26 protein-coding genes are annotated in these 25,083 nt (G+C 60.0%); 12 read left to right on the forward strand and 14 right to left on the reverse strand.

The features are described from left to right. Window positions 1–212: 212 nt before the first annotated feature. On the reverse strand, window positions 213–818 hold the full coding sequence (msrQ, locus tag DT23_RS16910; protein ID WP_081847284.1) for a protein-methionine-sulfoxide reductase heme-binding subunit MsrQ: 606 nt from the start codon (window positions 816–818) through the stop codon (window positions 213–215). Next, window positions 818–1,747: a protein-methionine-sulfoxide reductase catalytic subunit MsrP gene (gene msrP, locus DT23_RS16915; RefSeq protein WP_038133211.1), complete on the reverse strand. Its 930-nt coding sequence runs from the start codon at window positions 1,745–1,747 to the stop codon at window positions 818–820. Before msrP ends, msrQ begins: the two co-directional genes overlap by 1 nt. A 174-nt stretch (window positions 1,748–1,921) precedes the next feature. Between msrP and DT23_RS16920 the strand changes: the two genes are divergently transcribed. Further along, window positions 1,922–2,374: a DUF302 domain-containing protein gene (locus DT23_RS16920; protein WP_038133213.1), complete on the forward strand. Its 453-nt coding sequence runs from the start codon at window positions 1,922–1,924 to the stop codon at window positions 2,372–2,374. A gap of 15 nt (window positions 2,375–2,389) precedes the next feature. Here DT23_RS16920 and DT23_RS16925 read toward each other — a convergent pair whose 3' ends face one another. Next, a complete protein-coding gene (locus tag DT23_RS16925) occupies window positions 2,390–2,851 on the reverse strand; it encodes an ion channel (RefSeq protein ID WP_038133437.1) in 462 nt (153 codons plus the stop codon). Between the two features lie 111 nt (window positions 2,852–2,962). On the opposite strand from DT23_RS16925, the gene smpB reads away from it, so the two are divergent. The 6 genes from smpB to DT23_RS16955 all read left to right on the forward strand — a co-directional run bounded on the left by smpB (window position 2,963) and on the right by DT23_RS16955 (window position 8,861). Beyond that, window positions 2,963–3,436 carry an SsrA-binding protein SmpB gene (gene smpB / locus DT23_RS16930; protein ID WP_038133215.1) on the forward strand — a complete coding sequence of 158 codons (474 nt, stop codon included), beginning with the start codon at window positions 2,963–2,965 and terminating at the stop codon, window positions 3,434–3,436. Between the two features lie 89 nt (window positions 3,437–3,525). After that, a complete protein-coding gene (gene sseA / locus DT23_RS16935; protein ID WP_038133216.1) occupies window positions 3,526–4,374 on the forward strand; it encodes a 3-mercaptopyruvate sulfurtransferase in 849 nt (282 codons plus the stop codon). Beyond that, on the forward strand, window positions 4,374–5,555 hold the full coding sequence (locus tag DT23_RS16940; RefSeq protein WP_038133217.1) for an amino acid aminotransferase: 1,182 nt from the start codon (window positions 4,374–4,376) through the stop codon (window positions 5,553–5,555). Before sseA ends, DT23_RS16940 begins: the two co-directional genes overlap by 1 nt. Window positions 5,556–5,701: 146 nt before the next feature. Then, window positions 5,702–6,160 (forward strand): MarR family winged helix-turn-helix transcriptional regulator, encoded by a 459-nt coding sequence (locus DT23_RS16945; protein WP_038133220.1) that lies wholly within the window; start codon window positions 5,702–5,704, stop codon window positions 6,158–6,160. Further along, window positions 6,153–7,274, forward strand: a complete 1,122-nt coding sequence (locus tag DT23_RS16950; protein ID WP_051697391.1) for an HlyD family secretion protein — start codon at window positions 6,153–6,155, stop codon at window positions 7,272–7,274. The genes DT23_RS16945 and DT23_RS16950 overlap by 8 nt, the downstream gene beginning before the upstream one ends. A gap of 87 nt (window positions 7,275–7,361) precedes the next feature. Then, entirely contained in the window at window positions 7,362–8,861 is a 1,500-nt protein-coding gene (locus DT23_RS16955) for a DHA2 family efflux MFS transporter permease subunit (RefSeq protein WP_051697405.1), read from the forward strand. 73 nt (window positions 8,862–8,934) lie between these two features. Here DT23_RS16955 and DT23_RS16960 read toward each other — a convergent pair whose 3' ends face one another. Together DT23_RS16960 and DT23_RS16965 are read right to left on the reverse strand one after the other, a co-directional pair. Continuing rightward, on the reverse strand, window positions 8,935–10,269 hold the full coding sequence (locus DT23_RS16960; protein WP_038133222.1) for an ammonium transporter: 1,335 nt from the start codon (window positions 10,267–10,269) through the stop codon (window positions 8,935–8,937). A 24-nt stretch (window positions 10,270–10,293) separates the two neighbouring features. Continuing rightward, window positions 10,294–10,632 (reverse strand): P-II family nitrogen regulator, encoded by a 339-nt coding sequence (locus DT23_RS16965; protein WP_038133224.1) that lies wholly within the window; start codon window positions 10,630–10,632, stop codon window positions 10,294–10,296. Between the two features lie 272 nt (window positions 10,633–10,904). Between DT23_RS16965 and DT23_RS16970 the strand changes: the two genes are divergently transcribed. Then, a complete protein-coding gene (locus DT23_RS16970) occupies window positions 10,905–13,115 on the forward strand; it encodes a transglycosylase domain-containing protein (RefSeq protein ID WP_038133226.1) in 2,211 nt (736 codons plus the stop codon). 74 nt (window positions 13,116–13,189) lie between these two features. On the opposite strand, the gene DT23_RS16975 is transcribed toward DT23_RS16970, so the two are convergent. From DT23_RS16975 to DT23_RS16985, 3 genes are all read right to left on the reverse strand, one after another. Then, window positions 13,190–13,807, reverse strand: a complete 618-nt coding sequence (locus DT23_RS16975; RefSeq protein ID WP_420804694.1) for an MlaC/ttg2D family ABC transporter substrate-binding protein — start codon at window positions 13,805–13,807, stop codon at window positions 13,190–13,192. Further along, window positions 13,776–14,534, reverse strand: coding sequence for an MlaA family lipoprotein (locus DT23_RS16980; protein WP_240473653.1), 759 nt, complete (start codon window positions 14,532–14,534; stop codon window positions 13,776–13,778). Before DT23_RS16980 ends, DT23_RS16975 begins: the two co-directional genes overlap by 32 nt. Window positions 14,535–14,655: 121 nt before the next feature. Then, entirely contained in the window at window positions 14,656–15,822 is a 1,167-nt protein-coding gene (locus tag DT23_RS16985) for a lytic murein transglycosylase (RefSeq protein WP_038133229.1), read from the reverse strand. A gap of 179 nt (window positions 15,823–16,001) precedes the next feature. Between DT23_RS16985 and DT23_RS16990 the strand changes: the two genes are divergently transcribed. After that, window positions 16,002–16,349 carry a hypothetical protein gene (locus tag DT23_RS16990; protein ID WP_038133230.1) on the forward strand — a complete coding sequence of 116 codons (348 nt, stop codon included), beginning with the start codon at window positions 16,002–16,004 and terminating at the stop codon, window positions 16,347–16,349. Between the two features lie 59 nt (window positions 16,350–16,408). Here DT23_RS16990 and DT23_RS16995 read toward each other — a convergent pair whose 3' ends face one another. Then, window positions 16,409–17,584, reverse strand: coding sequence for a MalY/PatB family protein (locus DT23_RS16995; protein ID WP_038133232.1), 1,176 nt, complete (start codon window positions 17,582–17,584; stop codon window positions 16,409–16,411). Between the two features lie 126 nt (window positions 17,585–17,710). Here DT23_RS16995 and def (DT23_RS17000) point away from each other — a divergent pair, with 126 nt between their 5' ends. From def (DT23_RS17000) to fmt, 3 genes are read left to right on the forward strand one after another with little or no spacing between them, the layout of a single operon-like run. Further along, the gene (gene def, locus DT23_RS17000) at window positions 17,711–18,256 is read left to right on the forward strand and encodes a peptide deformylase (RefSeq protein ID WP_038133234.1); all 546 of its coding nucleotides are present in this window, start codon (window positions 17,711–17,713) and stop codon (window positions 18,254–18,256) included. Further along, window positions 18,256–18,756 carry a peptide deformylase gene (gene def / locus DT23_RS17005; protein ID WP_038133237.1) on the forward strand — a complete coding sequence of 167 codons (501 nt, stop codon included), beginning with the start codon at window positions 18,256–18,258 and terminating at the stop codon, window positions 18,754–18,756. Before def (DT23_RS17000) ends, def (DT23_RS17005) begins: the two co-directional genes overlap by 1 nt. Continuing rightward, window positions 18,756–19,652, forward strand: coding sequence for a methionyl-tRNA formyltransferase (fmt, locus tag DT23_RS17010; RefSeq protein WP_038133238.1), 897 nt, complete (start codon window positions 18,756–18,758; stop codon window positions 19,650–19,652). The genes def (DT23_RS17005) and fmt overlap by 1 nt, the downstream gene beginning before the upstream one ends. 12 nt (window positions 19,653–19,664) lie before the next feature. Here fmt and DT23_RS17015 read toward each other — a convergent pair whose 3' ends face one another. The 5 genes from DT23_RS17015 to DT23_RS17035 all read right to left on the reverse strand — a co-directional run bounded on the left by DT23_RS17015 (window position 19,665) and on the right by DT23_RS17035 (window position 25,082). Further along, complete coding sequence (locus tag DT23_RS17015; RefSeq protein ID WP_038133240.1) at window positions 19,665–20,381, reverse strand: dimethylsulfonioproprionate lyase family protein; 717 nt, start codon at window positions 20,379–20,381, stop codon at window positions 19,665–19,667. A gap of 10 nt (window positions 20,382–20,391) precedes the next feature. Next, window positions 20,392–21,384 (reverse strand): acrylyl-CoA reductase (NADPH), encoded by a 993-nt coding sequence (gene acuI / locus DT23_RS17020; RefSeq protein WP_038133243.1) that lies wholly within the window; start codon window positions 21,382–21,384, stop codon window positions 20,392–20,394. After that, window positions 21,381–22,037 (reverse strand): acrylate utilization transcriptional regulator AcuR, encoded by a 657-nt coding sequence (acuR, locus tag DT23_RS17025; RefSeq protein WP_038133245.1) that lies wholly within the window; start codon window positions 22,035–22,037, stop codon window positions 21,381–21,383. The genes acuI and acuR overlap by 4 nt, the downstream gene beginning before the upstream one ends. A 118-nt stretch (window positions 22,038–22,155) precedes the next feature. Continuing rightward, on the reverse strand, window positions 22,156–23,808 hold the full coding sequence (locus DT23_RS17030) for a peptidoglycan-binding domain-containing protein (RefSeq protein WP_051697392.1): 1,653 nt from the start codon (window positions 23,806–23,808) through the stop codon (window positions 22,156–22,158). A gap of 53 nt (window positions 23,809–23,861) precedes the next feature. After that, the gene (locus tag DT23_RS17035) at window positions 23,862–25,082 is read right to left on the reverse strand and encodes a phenylacetate--CoA ligase family protein (RefSeq protein ID WP_038133445.1); all 1,221 of its coding nucleotides are present in this window, start codon (window positions 25,080–25,082) and stop codon (window positions 23,862–23,864) included. Between the last annotated feature and the right edge of the window lies 1 nt (window position 25,083).

The raw sequence follows: 25,083 nt of genomic DNA on the forward strand, positions 1-25,083 counted from the left end.
GGTGAGGGGGGTTCTACGGTTAGTGCCTGAGGTCCGCAAGCGTCTTTTTCAGAAAGCTTGCACATTTCTGCCAAAAACCTTTTACGCCATTGTTTTTCAAACGATAATTGTGCGCGCCTTCCCTTGACCAAACGGATGAAAACACCGCCTCCGCAACAATGTTTCGCAAATCACCCGATTCCGCGAAACGTCTGACGCGCTTTGCCGCCGGGTCACCGCGATCTGGGCACCAGACGCAGCCCCAAAAGGGCCAGAACCGCCGTCAGCCAAAGCCAGCCTTCGGTCGAGATCACCTTCATCTGGAGCAGATAATGCACCACGCCCAGCATCACGGCAGGGTAAACCAGCCAATGTAGCCTACGCCAATTGCGCCCCAGCTTGCGGATCGAGGCATTGTTCGATGTCGCTGCGAGAGGAATCAGCAGGATGAAGGCGCTGATTCCCAGCAGCAGGTAGCGGCGCTTCACAAGGTCTGCCAAAGCCTGCGACCACAGCATTCCCATATCCAGCACCGCCCAGGCAGACAGGTGCAACGCTATATAGAAGAAGGCGAGCAAGCCAATCGCGCGACGATAGCGGATCAGGTTCAATCCCAACCAGCGCCGCGCGGGGGTGATCGCAAGACCACCCACTAAGAACCACAGCGCGATCTTGCCCAGCCGATGCTCGATTCCTTTAACGGGATCGACGCCGATTCCCCCGGTGAAGGTCAGATAGACGACCCAAGCCAGAGGAATCAGCCCGGCCAGATAGACGACCCAGCTCGGGACGCGCCGCAGAGCGCCGTTAATCGGGGTGGACAGGCCAGCCATGCTCATCAGTAGTTCTTCCGCAGATCCATACCGGTATAAAGACTTGCCACCTCGTCTTCATAGCCGTTGAACATCAAGGTCGGCTCGCGCCCGGCAAAAAGCCCTGCGCCCACACGCCGTTCCGTCGCCTGCGACCAGCGCGGGTGATCCACCTTGGGGTTCACATTCGCATAGAATCCGTATTCGCGCGGCTGGAGTTGATTCCACGTGGTGCGGGGCATCTTGTCGGTCAGCGAGATTTTCACGATGCTCTTGATCGACTTGAATCCGTATTTCCACGGCACGATCAGACGGATCGGCGCGCCATTCTGATTGGGCATCTCTTCATCATAAAGCCCCGTCGCCAGAATCGTCAGCGGGTTCATCGCCTCGTCAATCCGCAGACCCTCGACATAGGGCCAGTCGATACCGCCCTGTTTCTGCCCCGGCATTTGCGAGGGGCGCAGCAATGTCTGCATCGCCACGTATTTCGCGCCGGGCTGCACACCCACGCGGTTCAGCAGATCAGCCAGCTCGAACCCGATCCACGGCACGACCATCGACCACGCCTCGACACAGCGGAACCGATAGATGCGCTGTTCCAGCGTCACTGGTTTGAGAATGTCATCGAGCGCGTAATTGCCGGGCTTATCGACCATTCCGTCGATCTCGATAGACCACGGGTCGGTCACAAGCTGACCGGCATGAGCCGCAGGATCGGTCTTGTCCCAGCCAAATTCATAGAAATTATTGTAGTTCGTGATGTCCTTGAGCGTGTTCGGCGCGGCATCGGTCGAATATTTCGAGGGCGCGGCATTGATCTTGGCCAAGGCCGGCCCCGCAATCGTGCCCAGCGCCAACGCGCCAGCCCCCGCCATAATCTGGCGGCGGTTCAGGAAATCGGCCTTTGGCGTCACGTCGGCCCATGTTGGGTCACCGGGTCTGATCTTGCGCATGAAATACCTCCTATATGCCCGCAGTATGGGTGCGGAGCGTGCCTTACGCACCCCTTTTCGGAAATGGGGGTGACATTGTTACCCCTAGGCATAAAGAAAAATACGCGCCACACTTGGGTTTGGATCACCGGACGCCCGAATGCGTTGGCGGTGTGGGAGACAAGGGAGACATAGATGAAACGACTGATAGGGGTCGCATTAGCGGCAACAGTTTTGATGGGGGCACAGGCCGCTACCGCGCAAGAGGCACATACCTGGACCACCGAGGACAGCTTCGACAACATCACCTTCGCGGTGGAAAACGCAATCGTCGGGGCGGGGCTTGTGGTCGATCACGTCAGCCATACCGGCGATATGCTGGAGCGCACCAAAGACGCGGTCGGGGAGACCAAAACGCTGTTCACCGGCGCGGATATCTTTTCGTTTTGCTCGGCCAAGGTCTCGCGCGAGGTGATGACAAGCGACATCACCAACGTGCAATACTGCCCCTATACGATCTTTGTTTATGAAACCCCGGAAAACCCCGGCGAGATCACGGTCGGCTTTCGCGACTATCCTAAGGGCACGATGGACCCGGTCACCGATATGTTGACGGGCATCGTCAAAGAGGCGCTGATGATCGACTAAATGATGCGTGCGGGCCTAGAGGTGCATGCTGGAATGTGCCTTAAGCCTGCGCGCCTCAAGCTGGTTTTTGCGGATCTGGCGCAGGGTCTCGACCATCATCGCGGTGAGAAACCCGATATTGAGCAGACCGTTCGCCGCCGCCATGCCCCCCAGGATGCGCCACTCATGGCTGAGAAGAATGTCGCCATACCCCAGCGTCGTATAGACGACGAGCGCGAAATAGACCGCTTCTTCCATCGTTTGAAAAATATCGAGCAGGCGAAAGCAGATCGCCCAAGCCCAGACGCTGGCCGTCACCATTGCCAGCGCCCAAAGCGCGGCCGCCATCACCATCAGTAACAGCTTTGGCCCATGCGGCTCGCGCATCACCCAGCGGGCAGAACGCACGAACATCGCCTCTAACGCCCAAGCCGTCGTCGCAGCAAAGGATATCGTGATCAGCATCATCAGCGATCCGATAGCGATCTGGTGAAGCATGTTCATCCTTTCGACTGCAACAGTCTCTGCTAGTCGCGCAGCCCGTCATAGGTCAAGCGCAGCAGTGCCGCACTGGACAGAGTGCCCCCCAAGCCCTATCTCGGGGCGACCATGAAAAAACACTCTGATCCCAATTCCAAGCTGATCGCCGAAAATCGGCAGGCCCGTTATCACTACGCCGTCGAGGATACGCTCGAGGCGGGGATCATGCTGTATGGCTCCGAGGTGAAAAGCCTGCGCACCGGCCAGACCAATATCGCCGAAAGCTATGCCTCGGTTGAGGATGGCGAGCTGTGGCTGATTAACGGCTATATCGCGGCTTACATGCAGGCCGGCCATTTCGGCCATGAAGAACGGCGCAAGCGCAAGCTGCTGGTGTCGAAACGCGAATTGTCGCGGCTGTGGAATGCCACCCAGCGCGAGGGCATGACGATCGTGCCGCTCAAGATGTATTTCAACGACAAGGGCATCGCCAAGCTGCTGATCGGCATCGCCAAGGGTAAAAAGCAGGCAGACAAACGCGAAACCGAGGCCAAGCGCGACTGGAACCGCCAGAAACAGCGGCTACTCAAGCAAAATCACTAGCTGCTGGCGCGGTTTTGCGCGCCCTGCCCTTGCGTCTCTCGCAGTGCTGAGTCTAATCAACTCTGACCGATAGAGAGAGGCGCAACGCGATGGATGACCCGAAAACGCTTGTATCGACGGACTGGCTTGCCGCCCATCTGAATGATCCCGATCTGCGGATTTTGGATGGCTCGTGGTTCCTGCCCCAGATGGGTCTGGATGCCAAGGCGACCTATGACGCCAAGCACATCCCCGGCGCGCGCTTCTTTGACATTGATGATGTGGCCGACAACCGCTCGGAGCTACCGCATATGGCACCGCCGACCGAAAAGTTTATCTCGCGGATGCGCGCGATGGGGGTCGGTGACGGCCATCAGGTCGTGATCTATGACCAGCATTCGGTGTTTTCCGCCCCGCGCGTGTGGTGGCTGTTCCGCCTGATGGGCAAGACCGATGTAGCCGTGCTTGATGGTGGCTTGCCGAAATGGGAGGCCGAGGGCCGCCCGCTGGAAGACCTGGCGCCGGTGGTGCGCGACCGTCACATGACCGTGCAGCGCCAGTCGGGTCTGGTAAAGGACGTGACGCAAGTGGCCCATGCCTCCAAGCTGGGCGATCACGAGATCATCGACGCACGCGCACATGGCCGCTTCATCGGCCAAGACGAAGAGCCCCGCCCCAATCTGCGCAAGGGCCGTATTCCCGGCTCGAAAAACGTGCCGTGGGACATGTTGCTAAGCGACGGCAAGATGAAATCCCCCGATGCGTTGCGCGAGATTTTCGAAGGCGCGGGCGTCGATCTGTCCAAGCCTGCAATCACCACCTGCGGGTCTGGCGTGAACGCGGCTTTGCTGGCCTTCGCGCTGGAACTGACGGGCAAGTCCGACTGGGCGGTCTATGATGGCGCTTGGGCGGAATGGGGCATGTATAACGACCTGCGGGTCGCAACCGGAGAAGCATGATGCTGAACAATCTCAAAGCGCAAGCACCCGATAAAATTCTGGCGCTGATGGGCGAATATCGCGCTGATCCGCGTGACAACAAGGTCGATTTGGGCGTCGGCGTCTATAAGGACGCAGACGGCAAGACCCCGATCATGACCGCTGTGCATAAAGCCGAAAAACAGGTCTGGGATAGCGAAACCACGAAATCTTATGCGGGCCTTGCCGGACAACCTGAATTTCACGCCGCGATGGCAGAAATGGTGCTGGGCAAGGATTATCCCGCAGATCGTCTGGCGTGCCTGTCCACCGTCGGCGGGACCGGCGCGTGCCGTATGGGGTTTGAACTGGCCCGCATGGCCAGTGAAGGAACCACGATCTGGGTGTCGGATCCGACCTGGCCGAACCACCTGTCGATCCTGAACTTCATGGGGCAGGCGTTCAAAGCCTATCGCTATTTCGATGCCGACAGCCGCAGCGTGGATTTCGATGCGATGATGGCAGACCTGAAAGCGGTAAAAAAAGGCGACATCGTGCTGCTGCACGGCTGCTGTCACAACCCGACCGGCGCGAACCTGACGCTCGATCAATGGGGCAAGGTCGCCGATCTGCTCGAAGAAACCGGTGCCGTGCCGATGATCGACCTCGCCTATCAGGGCTTTGGCGATGGGCTGGAAGAAGACGCCGCAGGCACCCGCCTGATCGCCTCACGCCTGCCCGAGGTGCTGATCGCGGCATCCTGTTCCAAGAACTTCGGGATCTATCGTGAGCGCACCGGCTGCCTAATGGTGCTGGGCGCTGCGGAAACGCAGGGCGTGACGCAAAGCACGCTGAGCTATCTCAACCGCCAGACCTATTCTTTCCCGCCCTATCACGGGCAAGCCCTTGTCACCCGCGTGCTGACCGATCCGGCCTTGCGCGCGGAATGGGAGGCCGAGCTGGAAGAGGTTCGCACCGGCATGCTGAGCCTGCGCAAGCAGCTTGCAGATGAGCTGCGTCGCCTGTCGAACTCGGATCGCTTTGATTTCGTGGCCGAGCATCGCGGTATGTTCTCACGCCTTGGTGCCACGCCCGAACAAGTCGCCAAGATGAAAGCCGAGAACGCGATTTATATGGTGGGCGATTCGCGCATCAACATCGCAGGGTTGAACGAAAAATCCGTTCCGCTACTGGCGCGCGCACTGATCGACGCAGGCGTCTAGGGAACCAACCCTAAATCCAGACGGTTGAAGACGGGAGCCCTAGGGCTTCCGTCTTTTTATTTCGGTTTTTCACATTTTACCCTTGAAATAGTAAGCCAGCTTATAATGTAAGGGCTCATGATATACGCGACACAGCGGAGCACATAATGCCCGAACAAAGTCTAGGCTTCCTCATGCATGACGTGACCCGGCTTATCCGGCGTCGCTTTGAAAAGCGCGCAAATGAGCTGGGCCTGACCACCGCGCAATGGCGGCTTCTGGTCTATCTCAAGCGCGAAGGACCGCTGGCGCAGGCGCGTCTGGCCGAGCTGCTCGAAATCGAACCGATCTCGGTCTCGCGCCTCGTTGATCGCATGGAAGAGGCCGATTGGGTGCTGCGCAAACCCGACTGCAACGACCGGCGCGTCAAGCTGATCCATCCCACGGCGAAAACCCGTGCCGCCTTTGAAGAGGCGCATGACATCGCTGAGGCCGTTTACGCCAAGGCGCTCAACGGCTTGTCCGACCGCGCGGTCAAACAGGTCATGAGTTCTTTGCAAAAGATCGTCCACAATCTCTCCGATGAGGAGAGCCCCTCCCAGAGTTCCGAGGCTAACCATGAGTAACGACACAACAAAAAAAGACGCCCAGACCGAAGGGCAAGACGCCAAAAAAGAGAAAAAGGGCCCGAAAACCTGGCTTTTGATTCTTGTCCCCGCGCTGATCGTGCTTGGCGGCGCGTGGTATTGGCTTAGTTCGGGCGGTTCCGAGACCACCGAGAACGCCAATTACCAGATGGCGCGAATTCCGGTAGCGACCCAGATCTCGGGTCGGGTGACGAAAGTGTTCGTCTCGGAGAACGAGCATGTCAAAAAGGGCGATCCTCTGTTCGTGCTGGACAAGAAACCTTACGAGCTGGCTTTGGCCAAGGCAGAGGCCGGGCTTTCGACTGCCAAGCTTCAGGTCGAACAATTGCGTGCGGCCTATAAGGCAGCGGTGGCGGATGAAAAGCAGGCTGCCGACAATGCCGATTACGAGAAAAAGCAACTCGTGCGTCAGGAAAGCCTGACGGCAAGCGGCACCACCAGCCGCACCTCGCTGGATGCGCAGCGCACCAAGACGCAGGCCGCAATCGACACGCTTGCATCGGCGCAGCAAAAAGTTGCCTCGGCCAAGGTCGCTCTTGATGGCGACCCCGAAATCGCCGTCGAAGATCACCCCTCAGTCAAAGCGGCGATCGCGGCGGTGAATGACGCGAAATACAATCTTGAGCAAACCGAGATCGACGCGCCCACCGATGGCGTCATCTATCAGGCGGCCTCGTTCAAAGCGGGCGAGATGGTCAGTGCCGGCTCCAGCGTGTTCACGCTTGTCGATACGTCTGACGTCTGGGTGATCGCGAATTTCAAAGAAACCGAACTGACCCACATGGCAGCAGGCCAATCCGCAGAGATTTCCTTCGACGCCTTCCCCGGACGCAAGTATGACGCGACCGTCGAGGCTGTGGGGGCGGGAACCGGCGCTGAATTCTCGATCCTGCCCGCGCAAAATGCGACCGGCAACTGGGTGAAAGTAACCCAGCGCGTGCCCGTGCGCTTGCGGCTGGCAAAGGGTTCGGACCTTAAGGGATTGCGCGCGGGTCTGTCGGCAGAGGTGACGGTTGATACCAATGCCAAGTCAAATCTTGGTCAGCTGATGGGCGGCAAGGCGCAGGCCGCGCCCGAAAATCAGGGGCAATAATCTATGGCCGAGCTTGCCACAGATAGCCCCGAGGCCAAACAGCCCAAGGCAATCGACCCCCATAACGTGCCCCATCGCGGGCTGATCATGGCCTCACTGATGCTGGCCGTGATCATGCAGGTGCTAGATACGACCATCGCCAACGTGGCGCTGCCCGATATGCGGGCCGATCTGGGCGCATCGCGCGATACGATCAATTGGGTGCTGACCTCGTATATCGTGGCGGCCGCCATCGTCACGCCGATGTCGGGCTGGTTGGCAAACCAGTTCGGCCGGCGCGAGATTTTCATGGTTTCGGTCGTTGGATTCGTGATTTTCTCGATGCTATGCGGCATCGCCTGGTCGTTGGATGCAATGGTCATGTTTCGCCTGATGCAGGGTGTGTTTGGCGCAGCCATTGTGCCACTGGCGCAAAGCTTCATGCTCGATATCAACCCGCGGGAACGCCACGGGCAAGCGATGGCGATGTTTGGCGCGGGTATCATGCTGGGACCGATCATCGGCCCGACGCTGGGCGGCTATTTGACGGAGACGCTCAACTGGCGCTGGGTATTTTATATCAACGTGCCGCTAGGCGTGATCGCGATTGCAGGGGCGATGTCTTTCCTGCCCGAGATGCCCAAGCGCAAGACCAAGTTCGATTTCTTCGGCTTCGCAGCTCTCGCCATCGGTATCGGTGCGTTGCAGATGATGCTGGATCGCGGCTCGGATCTCGACTGGTTCTCGTCGCTTGAGATCTGGATCGAACTTGCTCTGTCGATCTGCGGATTCTGGGTGTTTGTGATCTGGATCCTAGGAGCGAAAAAGCCGTTCCTTGACCCGCGGATGTTTCTGGATCGCAACCTGTCGATGGGGCTGATCTTTATCTTCATCGTCGGGATCGTGCTGCTGGCGTCCCTGGCACTGCTACCGCCGATGCTATCCGGCATCTTCGGCTATCCGACGATAACGACCGGGCTGGTAATGTCGCCACGCGGGGTCGGCGCGATGATCATGATGCTCGTGATAGGCCGGCTGGTGAAGTCCGTTGACCTGCGCCTGCTGGTGGTGCTCGGCCTGTCGCTGACTGCCTATTCGCTGCATATGATGTCTACCTTCTCGCCGCTGATGGGGCCGAAATGGATCATTCTATCCGGCGTGGTGCAGGGCTTTGGGCTGGGGTCGGTTTTCGTGCCGATCACAACGCTGGCTTTTGCGACGCTTGATCAAAAGTATCGCGGTGATGGCACGGCTCTGTTCAGCCTTGTGCGCAATATCGGCTCGTCGATCGGGATTTCGATCGTGACGGCACTGCTCACCCATATGATTGCGGTGAATCACTCCGAGCTGGCCTCGGGAATGAACCCGCAGAACCTGCAAGGGCTGGCCTCGGGTAGTTCTGCTTTGGGCCAATACGGTGAGACAGCGGTCTATCAGGTGCTTGACAACCTGACCACGCAGCAAGCCGCGATGATTTCCTATCTGGATGATTTCAAGTTCATGATGTGGATCACGATAGCCGCGATTCCGCTGGTGTTCTTCCTGCGCAAACCGGATTACTCCAGTACCTCCCAAGGCGGGCAAGACGCGGCGCCCGCGATGGAATAGCCTACCTGTGCTGCGAACGTAAAAAGGCCCGGAGCGAACTCCGGGCCTTTTCCTATTTCGGTGATCCCTTGGATCAGTTGGTGAATTCCGGATAGGCTTCCATACCCAGTTCCGCCTTATCCAAGCCCATCAGCTCGTCTTCGACCGGAGCGCGGATGCCCATCGTCATCTTCAGGATAAACCAGATGACAGCCGACACCACGAAGACAAACACGCCAACGGTGATGATCGAGACGATCTGACCGTAGAAAGTACCGTCAGGGTTGGTGATCGGAACCGCCAAGGTGCCCCAGATACCAGCGCCCAGGTGGACCGGGATCGCGCCGACAACATCGTCGATCTTCAGCTTGTCGAGCATCGGAACCAGCAGGACCACGATGATACCGCCGATGGCACCAATGATGGTGGCTGCGCCAAGGCTCGGCGTCAGCGGTTCTGCGGTGATCGACACAAGACCCGCCAGCGCGCCGTTGAGCACCATCGTCAGATCGGGCTTTTTATACAGCAGTTGCGTCATGATCAGGGCTGCAATCGCACCGCCAGCCGCTGCCGTGTTGGTGTTGGCGAAGATACGCGACATGTCAGCCACGTTGCCCACGGTGTTCATGTACAGCTGCGAACCACCGTTAAAGCCGAACCAACCCAGCCACAGGATGAACGTACCCAGCGTTGCGAGCGTCAGGTTCGAACCCGGCATCGGGTGAACGCGACCGTCCTTATATTTGCCGATACGCGGCCCGAGGATCAGCGCGCCTGCCAAAGCAGCCCAGCCACCGACCGAGTGCACAACCGTCGAGCCTGCGAAGTCGAGGAACCCGAAATCGGCATCCAGGAAACCACCGCCCCATTTCCACGAGGCTTGGATCGGGTAGATGAAGCCGGTCAGGATCACGGTGAAGATCAGGAAGGGCCACAGTTTGATGCGCTCGGCCAAGGTCCCCGACACGATGGACGCGGTGGTGGCACAGAACATCAACTGGAAGAAGAAGTCGGAGCCGACCGACGCATAGGTCAGGTCCACATTGTCAGCGCCAACGCCAACAGGTTCCAGCGAGGTCGTCGAGAAGGCACCCAACACGCCATCAATCGACCAGCCATCGCCCGGATACATCAGGTTATAGCCGATCAAATAATACATGATCGCAGCGATCGCGAAGAGCGAGATGTTCTTGAGCGACTGCATCGCGACGTTTTTAGACCGCACGAGGCCCGCTTCGAGCATCGAGAAGCCTGCCCCCATCCACATCACGAGGAAGCCCGTGACGAGGAACATGAAGGTGTTCAGGATGAAGCCGATTTCATTGGCCGGCGGATCCATTGCGGCGGGTGCCGCGTCCTGGGCAAGCGCGGGCAGCGCCACAGCAGCGAAGACCGCCGCAAGACCCGTGATTTTCGAAAGGTTTTTCATAGTCCTACTTTCCCCTGTCGCGTCTCAGAGCGCGTCGTCATTGGTTTCGCTGGTCCGGACACGCACCGCCTGACCCACATCGAGAACAAAGATTTTGCCATCGCCGATTTTGTCGGTCTTGGCGGCTTTCAGGATCGTATCGACGACCTCATCGGCCAGACCGTCTGCGACGACGATCTCAAGCTTGACCTTGGGCACGAAGTTCACAGCGTATTCCGCGCCACGATAGATTTCGGTATGCCCCGACTGAGCGCCGAAGCCTTTGATCTCGGTAACCATCATGCCGCGCACGCCGATGGTGGTGAGCGCTTCGCGCACCTCCTCGAGCTTGAACGGCTTGATTGCTGCAATGATGAGTTTCACCTGTCATCCCTTCCTGATTCAGCACGTCTCAATGCCGTATTCGAACGACATCGTCTGGCGTCAGAAGGACCGCTTCGCTGCGGTTGCACAAGGAAACTTGAGCCAGTGAAATGGGCGCGGACCAGCGAAATCGCCTAAAAATTATACATTTTAAGCGCATCGCATTAAATTTAGGCAACATGCAAAACTGAAACGTTACTTTATGCGGGTGCACATCCTGTGAAGTGGCGTGTAAATTGCGTGCAACGAAAACAAGGCAGCGGATCAGGCAAATGACACAGAAGGGCGGACGGCGCGGGTCGTTGGTGGCGGATAAACGCTATTCCACGCCAAAAAAGACCCCGACCCCCTCAAAGACGCCAAAGCCACGCAAACCGCGGGGCAAAAAACCACGCCCCCCTCGGCGCGGTGGCGTCATGGGCGCAATCGCGGGGATGGTGCGGTTTGTCTGGCGCATGATCTGGGGCGCATTCTGGCGCTTTTCGATGGTGATCGCGCTCGTTGTCGTGGCGGCGACTCTGTATTTCTATTCGACGCTGCCGAAATACACGCAGCTTCTGGACGGGCGCACCCGTGGCTCGGTCACGATGCTCGACGATCAGAATAAGGTCTTTGCCTGGCGCGGCGAAACCTTTGGCGGGCTGATTGATGCCAAGAACGTCTCTCCCTATCTGCGCGATGCGGTTGTCGCGACCGAGGATCGTCGCTTCTACCATCATTTCGGGATCAGCCCGCGCGGCATCGCCTCGGCGATTGCGATCAACCTTAAAGACGGTCGCGGGCCGTTTCAAGGCAATGGCGGCTCGACGATCACGCAACAGGTGGCCAAGCTGTTGTGCCTTGGCGTGAAGTTCAATCCTAAGGAATGGAAGAACGAGGCCGCTTACGAGAACGACTGCCGCTCTGGCGGGCTCAAGCGCAAGATCAAGGAAGTGCCCTATGCCTTCGCACTGGAACTGAAATACACCAAGGATCAGGTGCTTTCGATCTATCTAAACCGGGCCTATCTGGGGGCTGGCGCGCGTGGGTTTGAGGCCGCCTCTGAGCGCTATTTCGGCATTTCGGCCGCCAATGACAATCCGCAGCAATCCGCAATGCTGGCAGGTCTGCTCAAAGCGCCCAGCTATTACGCGCCAACAAACAATTTGAAACGCTCGCAGGAGCGCGCGGAAACCGTGCTGACGTTGATGCACCAGCAGGGCTACCTGACGGATCGCCAATTCCTAGATGCCAAGGCAAACCCAGCCACGCTAAGCGAGGCGGCGCAACGCCGTGCGGGGGGCTATTTCGCCGATTGGCTGATGGATACAATCCCCGATTTCCTGTCGCGTGATACGACCGAAGATGTGGTGATTCACACGACTCTGGATCAGCGCATCCAATCCGCCGCCGAAGAGGCGATGCAGTCGGTCTTTACCAACAAGGTCTCTAAGGGCAGCTCTGCCGAGGCGGCGATCGTCGTGATGTCCGCCGATGGCGCGGTGCGCGGCATGGTGGGCGGGCGCAAAACCAAGGTGACCGGTGCGTTCAACCACGCCACGATGGCGCAGCGCCAGACTGGTTCAACGTTCAAACCCTTTGTCTATGCCACCGCGCTCGATCTGGGCTACACGCCCGATTCGATGGTGGATGATGCACCGCTGACCGTGAAGATGCCGGGATCGCCCGATTGGTCGCCACGCAATTACGAGCGCAACTTCCGCGGCCCGATAACGCTGACCACCGCGCTGGAGCATTCGGTGAACGTCGCGACTGTGCGGGTGTCCGAAGCTGTGGGGCGTGAAAATGTCATCAAGGTCGCCGAGGGGCTTGGGTTTGCGCAAAATCTGCCAAACTTACCCTCCGTCGCGCTTGGGGTCGGCGAATCGGATCTGCTGGATATGACGGGCGCTTATGCGGGCATCTTGAACGGTGGCTCATCGGTGACGCCATACGGGTTGACCACGCTGACGCTAAAAGGTGACAGCGACCCGCTGTTCAGCAAACCCGGCGGCATCGGCGAGCGGGTGATTTCCGAGAAATCCGCGCGTGAGCTGACCTATATGATGCGCCAGGTCGTGCTGCATGGCACGGGCGGGCGCGCCAATGTCAAAGGCTATGAGATCGCGGGGAAAACCGGCACGACTCAAAGCTCGCGGGATGCGTGGTTCATCGGGTTTACGGCGGATTATGTCGTCGGCGTCTGGATGGGCAATGACGACAACACGCCGCTTAAAGGGGTGACGGGCGGTGGTTTGCCCGCCGAGATCTTCCACGAAACGATGAAGCGCGTAGAAGACGGCCAGCCCGCGAAACCGCTGCCGATGGCGCAGCCTTCAGAGTGGCAAGCGCAGGCCCAGCAATATCCGGGCGAGACGCAAAGCACGGGTCAGCCGACGCAGCCGCAACAACCCCAGCCTCAGCAACAGCAGCCGCAGCGCCGCAACCCATCTGATTCGATCCTGAAAAGCCTGCTTGGGGTGTTCGGCGGCAATCGGAACTAGGCAAAAGCGACGCTCAGATATGGAAACGCCCGGCGAAACCGCCGGGCGTTTTTCTGTAAGCCAATCTCCAGACCTTAGCCCGCTGTTTTCAAATCCTGAATCAGCGCGTCGATATTGCCGCGGCGGCGATCCAGCATCGCCCCGACTTCCGTGCGCTCCGAGGCCAGCATGTTCACGCCTTCCACGATCAGGTTAAAGAACTTGTCATGACCCGAACGATCGGAAACCTGCCACAGCACCTCAAACGGTGCTTGGCCTTTAAGGATCGCGGTGGTTTTGACCTCGTAGAAGCTCTTGATCGGGCGCGCGCCCTGCACTTTGAACTGCGCACCGATGAATTCGCGGAACCGCTTGCCATATTTGCGCGACAGATAGCCCTGATAGGCGCGCGTGAAAGCTGCCATCTGCGCCGCGCTTGCCCGACGCGCAGCCACGCCCAATGCCGAACGCGCAATGACATTCACATCGGCATATTTTGAGAAGATCCTCTCGAACATCGCATAAAGCGCAGGCCCCGTTCTACCCGACGCAATCGCGGCATTCACATCATTCACAGCACGCTGGATCAGCGCTTTGGCCTGCGAATCATTCAGCGCAAGCGCCTGACCCGGCAGCAGCGCCACCGCTACTCCCGCGACCCCAAGGCGCAGTGCAGCACGTCTATTGCAGCGCGGGGTCGTCATAGGGATCATAGGCTGCGGCATCATTTTTCTCTTCGCCATTGAGTTCAAATCTCCGGTTTTGCAGATAAAGCAGGCGGCTTTGCGCATAGCTGTCGGCGCTACCATACAGCACCGAATCCACCGTTGCGCTGTATTGTTTGCGGGTCTCTACCTTGGCCCCCAATCGGAACGCCATCGAGGCCAGCCGGGGGTCGGGGTCAAGCGCGTTGAGCGGATTGATCAGCAGATCGACAACCGTGCCCAGCGCGTCGCGCTCGGTGGAAGGGCCGATGATCGGCAGTTCCAGATACGACCCCTCACCCACACCCCAGACATGGAGCGTTTCGCCGAAATCGGTATAGGTCTCGGGCAGCGACAAACCGCTCCCAGCAGGATCAAAAATCCCGCCCAGCCCCACCGTCGAGTTGATCAGGAACCGGAAGGTGTTCTTGATCGCAGGCTCGGGGCGGCCTTGCAAAATCGAGTTGAGCACCTTGCTGGGCAGGCCCAGATTGTTGCCGACATTGCCCACCGCATGCCCAATCGGACCGACGGGCTTGCTATCCTCGTCTGATGCGCGAAACAGCGCGCTATCGACTTGCTTGTTGAAGGTATGAGTTTTGCGGTTGGACGCCTCGTAAGGGTCGTTGATGCCACTGCCGCGCGGCGCAGGGCCGCAACCTGCAAGCCCCGTCGCGATCAGTGCAATGATAGCGACAGGTTTCAAGCCCATCCGATGCGTGGTTTTACGTGCCACCATATCCCCCCTCAAAACGCGCCCCGTTCACAGCGCCACTGTTTGACATAGTCTGCGCAGGGCTTGCTCGCAATGAAAAGGGCGGCGCAAGTCGGGATCTCCGCTACTGCGCATCGCTATTTCACAGCGCGTTGAGCAGCGCTTTGGTCGGCCAGGCATCGGCAGGCAGGCCCAGCCGTTTTTGCTCGGCTTGCACGGCGGGGCGTGTTTTCGCCCCGAGAATCCCGTCGATTTTGCCCACATCATAGCCGCGCCGCGCCAGTTTTTGTTGCAGCACCGACATCTGCGCCGCACTCAAACCCGGATCGGGATGGCCGGGATCAAGGCGCGGCGCGCCCTCAAGCCGGGTCGCGAAATAGGCCGCTGAGGTGACATAGACAAAGCTTTTGTTCCACTCAAACAACACGCGGAAATTGGGATAGACCATAAAGGCTGGCCCCTTGCGCCCCATTGGCAGCAGGACCGAACCGGGCAAGCCCTGCGCCAGTTTGCCACTCCGCGCGCGCACGCCCATCCGCGCCCAATCAGCGGTCGAGGCTTGCGTATCGAGCCCGGTTTTCGACCAATCGAGATTGGCAGGCAGCACGATCTCTTGCATCCACGGCTCGCCTTTGCGCCAGCCCAGCCCTCGCAGCATTTTGGCCCCTGAAACCAGCGCATCGGGCGCCGAGGTTTTCAACCGCACATGCCCGTCGCCGTCGCCATCCACCCCGTTGCGCAAGATATCCGCGGGCAGCATCTGCACCTGACCGATCTCGCCGGCCCAAGCTCCTTTCTCGCGCTGGGGATCAAAATCGCCGCGCTGATACAGTTTGGCAGCGGCGATCACCTGCGGGCGGAACAGCTCGGGGCGGCGGCAATCATGGGCCAGCGTCAGCAAGGCGTTGCGCGTGTTGAAATTGCCCTGCACCTGGCCAAAATCGGTCTCAAGCGCCCAGAATGCCAGCAGCACCCCGCGCGAGACGCCATACTCCCGCTCAATCCGGTCAAAGGTGGATTTATAGCGCTTGGCGTTGCGCGCCCCGTTGGTCAGCCGGTTCTGGCTGATCACGGCGCTGGCGAATTGCAGGAAATCCTTGCGAAACACGCCCTGCGCGCGGTCAGCCCGCAACACTTTTTGATCCTGACGCGCCCCGGCAAGGAACGCATCGGCTTGCGTCGCGTTTAACCCAGCAGCGCGGATCTCGCTGCGAATACCGCTAAGGAAACCAGACCAGCTTCCGCCGCATTGCGCCGCCACCGGCGAGGCGAGGATCGAGAGGCCAAGAACGAGAATCGACACGCGCATGAGAGAGCTTTCCTTTGAGGTCATCCCGAAGCTAACGCGCGTTCACAGGCTCGACAACAGCCAAGACGTTGCAAATACAGCACTCTTTGCAGGTGCGGCATGCTATCGGACATATGGTTAACTTGAATTTTACATTGGCGTGATCAGCATAGAGGCTGGGGATACTGCTGGAGGCTGTCATGGAATTCTTACCGAAAGACGTGCTTGAAGGCTTGCGCGCGGCTCAAAAACGCGCAGCAAGCAAATCGACGCGGCTGCGCGTTTTGGCGGGGGGCGCGGCTTGGCCGGTGCTACGTCGCTTCAAGGGCGGATTTGCGCTGGATGCCGATCAGGTCACGCATCTGCGCGGCTATGTCGATCTGTATGACGGTCAAACCCATATCGCGACCTGTCTGATCGTCGCCTCGGAAATCACGGGAGGCGAATTGATCTGCAACGTCAAACGCGAAACCGCCGTGTGCGATCGCGCGCCACTTGATTTCGCGGCGGACGAGCCCGAGCTTGCGGGCTATCTGACGAAGGCCTGAGATGGATGTCGATCGGGATTAAGCCATTGAGAAAAGGCGCCCGTTTGAGGCGCCTTTCTTTATTGCAGATCGCCGAAAGCCGCTTGCAGGCGATCAACCGCATCTTGCACCCGCGCACGCGGGGTCGCGAGGTTAAAGCGCAAGAAATTCGCGCCGTCCTGCCCGAAGGTCTCACCATGATTGGCGGCGATTTTGGCGTCTTTCTCAACCCGTGCGGTGAAATCGGCAGATGCCATCCCTGTGCCGGAAAAATCCACCCAAGCCAGATAGGTCGCCTCCAGCGGCATTGAGCGCAGGCCGGGAATTGCATTCACTCCGGCATCAAAAATCTGGCGATTGCCATCAAGATAGGTCTTGAGCGCATCAATCCACGCCGCACCTTCCGGGCTGTAAGCAGCCGTGGCCATCGCCAACCCGAAACTGTTGGGCGAAATTCCCAAAGCGGCCATACGGCCTGCGAAACGGTCGCGCAACTCGGGATCAGCGATGATCACATTGCCCGAATGGGTACCCGCGATGTTAAAGCTTTTGGTCGTAGCACTCATCATCACCACCGGCTGATCAGGGCAAGCGACGGCCATCGGGATATGCGTATGGCCCGGCATCACCAGATCGTGGTGAATTTCATCCGAGACCAACACCAGATCGTGGCGACGGCAGAACGCGGCGGTCGCCTCTAGATCGGCCTGGCTCCAGACGCGCCCGCCGGGATTATGGGGCGAGCACAGGATCAGCATGGTCTCATTGCCCGTCATCTGGGCATCCCACGCGTCGAAATCCATCTCATAGCGGCCGTTTTCCAGCGCCAGCGAACATTCCCGCACCTCGCGCCCCGCCGCTTTGATGGTGCGCGCGAAGGCGTGATAAACGGGCGTCATCAAGACCACCGCATCACCGGGCTTGGTAAACGCGTCGATACACAGCCCCGTGCCATTCACCAAACCATGCGTGGTGAAAATCCACTCAGGCTCGACCTGCCAGCCGTGGCGATTGGACATCCACCACTGAATGGCGGCGTGATAGGCGCTGTTATCGCCCCAATAGCCGTAAACGCCATGCGCGGCCATCGCCTCGACCGCGCGCTGAACACAGGCGGGCGGGCGGAAATCCATGTCCGCCACCCACATCGCAATTCCCTCTTGCGGCGAGACGCCGTAAATCCCCTCCATCGCGTCCCACTTTGCCGAATGGGTTCCGATGCGGTTGATCATCTCGTCGAAATTGGGCGCGGTCATGCTTGTGGCTCTCCTGTTTTTCAGCGGCATATGAGCAAATCGAGGCGACAGGTTCAAACGGCGATTTGTCTCGGACACAATCGCGCGCCATTGCAAGGGCAGGACAGTTCGCCTAAATCCCCTATCATGACGCTAAAACAGATCCTGATCCATCCCGACCCGCGCCTGAAAAAGGTGTGCAACCCCGTGGCCGAGGTCACCGACGAGATCCGCAAACTCGCCGATGACATGCTTGCGACGATGTATGAGGCCCCCGGTATCGGGCTGGCCGCGCCGCAGGTTGGCGTGATGAAGCGGCTGTTCGTGATGGATTGCGTCAAGGAAAAAGACGCGACACCCGAGCCGATGGTGCTGATCAATCCCGAGATTAGTTGGACCTCGGAAGAGAGCAACGTCTACGAAGAAGGCTGCCTGTCGATCCCCGAGCAATATGCCGAAGTGACCCGCCCCGCCGAAGTGCGGATGCGCTGGCTGGGCTTGGATGGTCAAAGCCATGAGGAACAGTTCGATGCGCTTTGGGCGACCTGCGCGCAGCACGAGTTTGACCATCTCAACGGCAAGCTGTTCATCGACTATCTCGGCCCGATGAAGCGCAAAATGATCACCCGCAAGATGGAAAAGCTGAAGCGTGAGCGCGCGCGTGAAGCGCACTCCAAGGATCTTCTGTCCTGATGGCCGTGCGCGCCTTTTTGCCCTTTGATGATCGCCGCCTGCATCGCCCCGCCGAACCGGTCGAGACGATTACCGAAACCGTGCGCATGATCTGGGACGACATGGTCGAAACGATGGATGCGATGCCCGGTGTTGGCTTGGCCGCACCCCAGATCGGGATCACCCTGCGCCTTGCCGTGGTCGATGCCTCGGACAAGCGCGGGCAAGCCGTGCGCATGGCCAATCCCGAGGTGCTGCATGCCTCGGTGCAGTTGCGCAAACATGACGAGGCCTCGCCCAATCTGCCCGGCGTCTTTGCCCTGATCGAGCGCCCGCGCGCCGTAACGGTGCGGTTCCTGAACGACAGCGGCGAAAGCGAGGATCGCGATTTTGTCGGGCTTTGGGCGACCTCGGTGCAGCACCAGATCGACCATCTCAACGGCAAGCTTTACGTCGATCACCTGACGCCATTGCGCCGCAAGATGTTGGTGCAGAAATCCAAGAAACTGGGGAAAGCCTGATGCGGGTGATCTTTATGGGCACGCCCGATTTCTCGGTTCCGGTGCTTGAGGCTTTAGCGCGCGAACATGAGGTCGTCGCAGTCTATTCACAGCCCCCGCGCCCCGCCGGGCGCGGCAAAAAGGACCGTCCTTCGCCAGTGCAGCTTTGCGCCGAACGCCTAGGCATCGAAGTGCGTACGCCGCGCAATTTCAAAGCGCCCGAGGATCGCGAGGCGCTCGCCGCGCTAAATGCCGATATTGCCGTGGTGGTCGCCTATGGGCTGATCCTGCCGCAAGCGGTGCTGGATGCGCCCGCGAAGGGCTGTCTGAACATCCACGCCTCACTGTTGCCGCGCTGGCGTGGGGCGGCTCCGATCCATCGCGCGGTGATGGCCGGCGATGCGCAAACCGGGATTTGCATCATGCAGATGGAGGCGGGTCTCGATACCGGCCCTGTGCTGCTGCGCGAAGCCACCGATATCGGCGCGACCGAAACCACAGGTGCATTGCATGACCGGCTGTCCGGCATGGGGGCGCGGTTAATCTTGGATGCGCTGGCGCAGATCGACACCCTGACGCCCGAGGTTCAACCCGAAACGAGCGTGACCTATGCCGCCAAAATCGACAAAGCCGAGGCGCGCATCGACTGGTCGCGCCCCGCCGCCGATCTGGTGCGCCATATCAACGGGCTGTCCCCGTTCCCCGGCGCGTGGGTCGAGATCGGGGATGAGCGGGTGAAGCTGCTGCATGCCGCATTGGCCGACGGGAATGGGCCGGCTGGCCGCGTGCTGCATGGGTTTACCATCGCCTGCGGGACAGGAGCCTTGGAGGTGCTGCAAGCCCAGCGCCCCGGCAAACGCCCGATGGCCGCGCAAGAGGTTTTGCGCGGTTTGGTTCTGCCCGAAACGCTTGCTTAGGCACACCGCCTCTCAGATCCCCTGCACAATCCGCTTTCGCGTCTTGGAAAACTTCATCCCCGGGGCGGCCAGCTTATCGCTTGGGCCGATCCAGGCATAGGCCAGCAGACAGGGGTCGAAATCGCCCGTCGTGATGCGATGCTCATGCCCCGGCTTGTTCAAGATCAACGAACCGGGCGCAAAGACCGCAAACTCGTTCTCCGACCACTCACCCGCGACCGAAATATAGCTTTCCTCGATATCGAGATGGCTATGCTGGGGATAGGTCGTGCGCGGCGCAAACAGCACAAACCCCAGTGTCAGGCGGTCCGACAGGATCGGACCTTGGGGACCAAGCACTTCGCAATAGGCGTATTTCTGCGCCAGATGCTGGGGGACGCGCTCGTATCCGTATTCCCATGTCAGCTGCGTGTCGGCACGCTCCAAAGCGCGGCTCATCCCCGCCATCGGGCCATTCGCGGCAAGATCAAACGCACGCGGCAGATGGGCGGTAACGGGTTTGATCAGCGGCTGGCGATGCGCGACAATCGGGTTGGAGTCGATCACGTAAGACAGGTTGTCGCGCACCCGTTTGCGATGGCTGCGGATCGCCTTGCTGCCACCGGCAGAGCCGCGCGCGTAGATGCCGTAGAACTCTTGCAGCAGGTAGGTCCAAGACGGGCAGTCGCGCAGCCGGGTCTGCCCCGGTTGCGCAGCCTCTGGCTCAATGGGCGCGTTGGCGTCGCTCATCGCATCCCTCTTAGCCAATCCCGGGGGCGACGGGCACGACAATCCGGCCGCGCACCTGCCCGTCAAGGAATTTCGGGGCCGTGGCGATCACGTCGTCCAGCGCCACCTCGACCACCATCGACTCCAGCTTGTCCATATCAAGATCGCGCGCCAGCCGTTGCCACGCCTCAATGCGGCGGGGGCGCGGGCACATCACGCTATCGACCCCGGCCAGCGTCACACCGCGCAGGATAAACGGCGCGACCGAGCTGGGCAGATCCATCCCGCCGGCCAGGCCACACGCCGCAACCGTGCCGCTATATTTCATCATCGAGAGCAGATTGGCCAACACCGTGCTGCCAACCACATCAATCGCGCCCGCCCAGCGTTCCTTGTTCAAGGCGCGCGGCTTGCCCGTCAATTCCTCACGCGCCACGATCGACGACGCGCCGAGCGATTTGAGATACTCCGCCTCGCTTTCGCGCCCGGTGACGGCAGCCACGGTGTAGCCCTTGGCCGCGAGCAGCGCGATGGCCACGCTGCCCACACCGCCCGAAGCGCCAGTCACAACCACCTCGCCACTTTCGGGCGTCACGCCATTGTCCTCAAGCGCCATCACGCACAGCATCGCGGTGTAGCCCGCCGTGCCAATCGCCATAGCCTGCCGCATTGAAATCCCCTCGGGCAACGGCACCAGCCACTCGCCACGCAGATGCGCGCGCGCGCCCAATCCGCCCCAGAATTTCTCACCCACGCTCCAGCCATTCAGCACAACGCGGTCGCCGGGCGCATAATCGGGATGCAGGCTTTCGCGCACGATACCCGCCAGATCGATCCCCGGCACCATCGGAAAGCTACGCACCACCGGAGCCGCCCCGGTCAACGCCAGCGCGTCTTTGTAATTCAGCGTGGAATAGGCAACATCGACGGCCACTTCGCCCTCTGCCAGCGGCGGCAGATCAATGTCGCGCAGCGTGGCGGTTTGGGTTTCGTCGGTCTTTTCGATGACAATGGCTTGGGTCATGGGGAACTCCGTTGTTTCGAGATGAGGCGCAGAAATCCGGCAGAGAATTGCCGCAACGGCGCGGGGTTGCGTTCAAGTTTGGCGCGTAGAACCGCGCCCTCCCAACCGGTCCAGAAGAGGGCGGCGAGGGCATCGGGGTCTTGGTTTACGTCAATTTCGCCTGCAGCTTGTGCGGCGCGCAGGCATGTGGCGGTCATGCCCTGCCAGCCCTCAAACACCGCGATCAGTTTGGCGCGATACGTTTCGGGAAGCGCGCCCATCTCTTGTCCAAGATTGCCAATCAGACAGCCCCGGCGAAAGTCAAACCGCGCCATTCCCGCCTCTGCCATCTCGGTAAAGTCGCGCAGACGTTCCAGGGGCGGCAGATCAGCGCGCTCAAGGCTTTGCGCGATCCGGGCGCGAAAGAAAGCGTCATATTCCGCGATCAGAACTGCGCCGTAATCCGCCTTGGAACTGAAGTGATGATAGAACGCCCCCTTCGTCACACCCGCCGCCGCGACGATGTCGTCAAGACGCACCGCGACATAGCCGCGCTCGGTCAGTTGCGCGAGCCCCGCGCGCAGCAGCGCCTTGCGCGACGCTTGCGCATCGGGCGCGAGGCGCGGGCGACCACGGGGGCGAGGCTTGGCGGGTGAGGGGGCAGAATCACGCATGCATATTTAATATACCATATGGTATGATAAATAAAGCGACGTCATCTTAAGCGTTTTTGTGACGTGAGAGACCCTTGATATCGCGTTAAAAAAGGGGCGACCAAGCCGCCCCTTTCCCTCACTGAAGCCCGATTGCACCGGCCAAAAGCTGTGCCACGGTTGCCTGAGTCAGATAGCCCGTTGCGGGTATACCGCCCGCCGTTTGATAGCGCCGGATCGCACGTCGGGTTTCGGGCGTGAAGGTGCCATCCACCTTGCCCGGCTTCAGGCCCATCTGCGACAGCCGCTGCTCTACCAATCGCCGCGCGACATTGGGCAAACCTAGGGCGTCCTCGGTTGCTTTGGCTTGCGCATCTTGCGCGCTGTCTTGGTTTCTTTGTTGCAACTCGGCGATGCGCGCCTCTGCCTCGGCTTGGAAAGCTGGCTTGTCGCGGCTCGACAAATAGTTGCGATAGGCCTCAACCGTATCGGTCTTACGCGCAGCATCCCAATCGCCCCGGTCTGCGGACTGCGCATCGGCGCGACGCGCGGCCTCAATCGCATCAAGACGTTCCTGCGCCAAATCCGCGAATAGCCCGTCAGGATATTTCTTAAGATAGACGCGCAGGCCCGGTTCGTCGCCCGCCTGACCCGTCTGCTCCCAATAGGCGCGATCCTGACGGTCGATCTCAGCCTGACGGGCCTTGGCCTCGGCGTCGAGTTCTGCGGCGCGTTTTTCACCCTGCGCAGACAGTTTGGTCAACTGGTCACGCGTCAGATAGCCGGTATCGTCGAACGTATTGGCGCGTTGCCATCGTGAAATGGCGCTTCGAGAGCCGGCGCCAAAGATCCCGTCAACACCTTTGGGATCATATTCCAGAACGGTAAGGTTTTGCTGAATTTCGCGGCGCTGATCGCGTGAAAGGTTCAGCCCATCCTCGGTAGCTTTGGCCTGCTGTTCAGGAGCCGCCTTCAGTGCGGCGATACGCGCTTTTGCGTCGCTGGCATTCGCGCCGTCGGGATAACGCTGAAGATAGAGTTGATAGGCATCAATCGTATCCTCGGACTTCGCCAGATCCCAGTAGGGCGAGGCGGGGTCGGTCTGAGGCGTCTTGATGGGCGCGGGTGGCGCAGTGGCGCTTGGGGCAGTGACAAGCGCCAGATCGGGCGTGATATAACCCGATGTCGTCAGACCGGCATCTTTCGCTGCCTGAGCCAATGGCGCATCCGGACGGGCCATATCGCCCGTCATCAGCGCAGCCACCTGCTTGGGTTCTCCGCGCAACACGCTTACGCCTTGCGGGATGTTCAGCGTGCCAATTCCAGGCATCGTCAGCCCCGACGTAGCATCGTCCGCCTCCTGCGCACCCAGCACTAACACAGCTTTGCCCGGATGAGCCGCCAGCACGGTCATCACAGCCGAAAGCGGCAGGGCCTCGCTGACAGCTTCGGGCAGGGTGCCATCGCGGGCATCAACAGGCAGAAACCATGTCTCGGAATTGCTGTGAACAAAGCGCCCCGACAGCGCGACAACAACCGTGTCAGCGCCTTGTGCCTCGGCTACGAAATCGCGGAACCGCGTGCGCAATTCACCCGCATCGGCGTCGCTCATATCGAGTATTTCAAACCCGGCCTGCTTCAGTCCCGATTGAGATTTGGGCGAGGCATCCACGCCTTTGACATCGCCCATCCGGTCATAGTTTGCATTGCCCAGTATCAGCGCCAAATCGGCCGCATTCGCGGGCACGGCAAGCGCCGCGATCGCGGCCCCCGTCAATAGCAGTTTACGCATGTGATCCTCCGTCTCTCCAATCAGGATAACTCGGATCGCGGCGTATCAGTTCCTCAATCGTAGTTGCGCTGGTCGTCGATCACCTTGCCATCATTGGGCAGCGCACCCGGAGCGACCAGTTCGATCACGCCCTTCATCTTGAGCGCCGCACGGATGCCTGCATCAAACTCGGCAGGTTCACGCGCGTCGGTTTCAATCTGCACGGTCATCACATCCATTTCGCCGTTCCGGCTGGCAATCACGCGCGCTTTTTGCACCTGCGGATGGGTTGCGACGAAATCGGCGACCTGCTCGGGGCGCACGAACATACCCTTGATCTTGGTGGTCTGATCGGCGCGCCCCATCCAGCCTTTGATGCGCATATTGCTGCGCCCACAGGACGAGACGCCTTGCATCACGGCCGAAAGATCGCCCGTCGCAAAGCGGATCAGCGGGTAATCGGGGTTCAGCGTTGTTACGACAACCTCGCCCACCTCACCGGGGGCAACCGGGTCGCCGGTGCCGGGGCGCACGATCTCAACGATCACGCCCTCGTCGACAATCATCCCCTCCATCGCCGCACTTTCATAGGCGATATTGCCCAGATCGGCGGTGGCGTAGCATTGCAGGCAGCCGATGCCGCGATCAGCGTAAGTCTGACGCAAGGACGGGAACAGCGCCCCGCCCGAAACCGTCGCCTTGGTCAGCGCAAGCTTCACGCCCATCTCATCGGCTTTTTCCAGAATGATGCGCAGATAATCGGGCGTGCCCGCATAGGTGGTCGTGCCGATATCAGCGGCGGCGCGCACTTGCAGCTCAGTCTGGCCGGTGCCCGCAGGTAGCACAGCAGCACCCACGGCACGCGCGGCGCTTTCAAACATCATGCCAGCGGGGGTCAAGTGATAGCCAAAGCAGTTCTGCACAATGTCGTCGCGACCAACGCCCGCCGCATGGGCAAAACGCCCCAGCCGCCACCAGTCATGCGTGACATCACCGGGCTCATAAATCGGGCCGGGCGACTGAAAGATATGCGCGAAGGCATGGGCGGGTTTCGTGGTTAGCCCACCAAAGGGCGGCGCGGATTTCTGCGCCACCCCAAGGTCGGATTTGCGCAGCACGGGAAGCTTGGCCAAGGCAGCTCGGTCTGTGATCTGCGCAGCCTCAACGCCATTAAGATGCGCCGCGATCCCCGACGCCTTCATCGCATTGGCAATCAGACCGGGAAGCGCCGCTGCTATCGCGGCCTCACGCGCGTCCTCGGAACGGGTTTCCAGCTCATCGTAAAATTCGCCCATC

Source organism: Thioclava indica (assembly GCF_000714545.1).
Lineage (GTDB): Bacteria > Pseudomonadota > Alphaproteobacteria > Rhodobacterales > Rhodobacteraceae > Thioclava > Thioclava indica.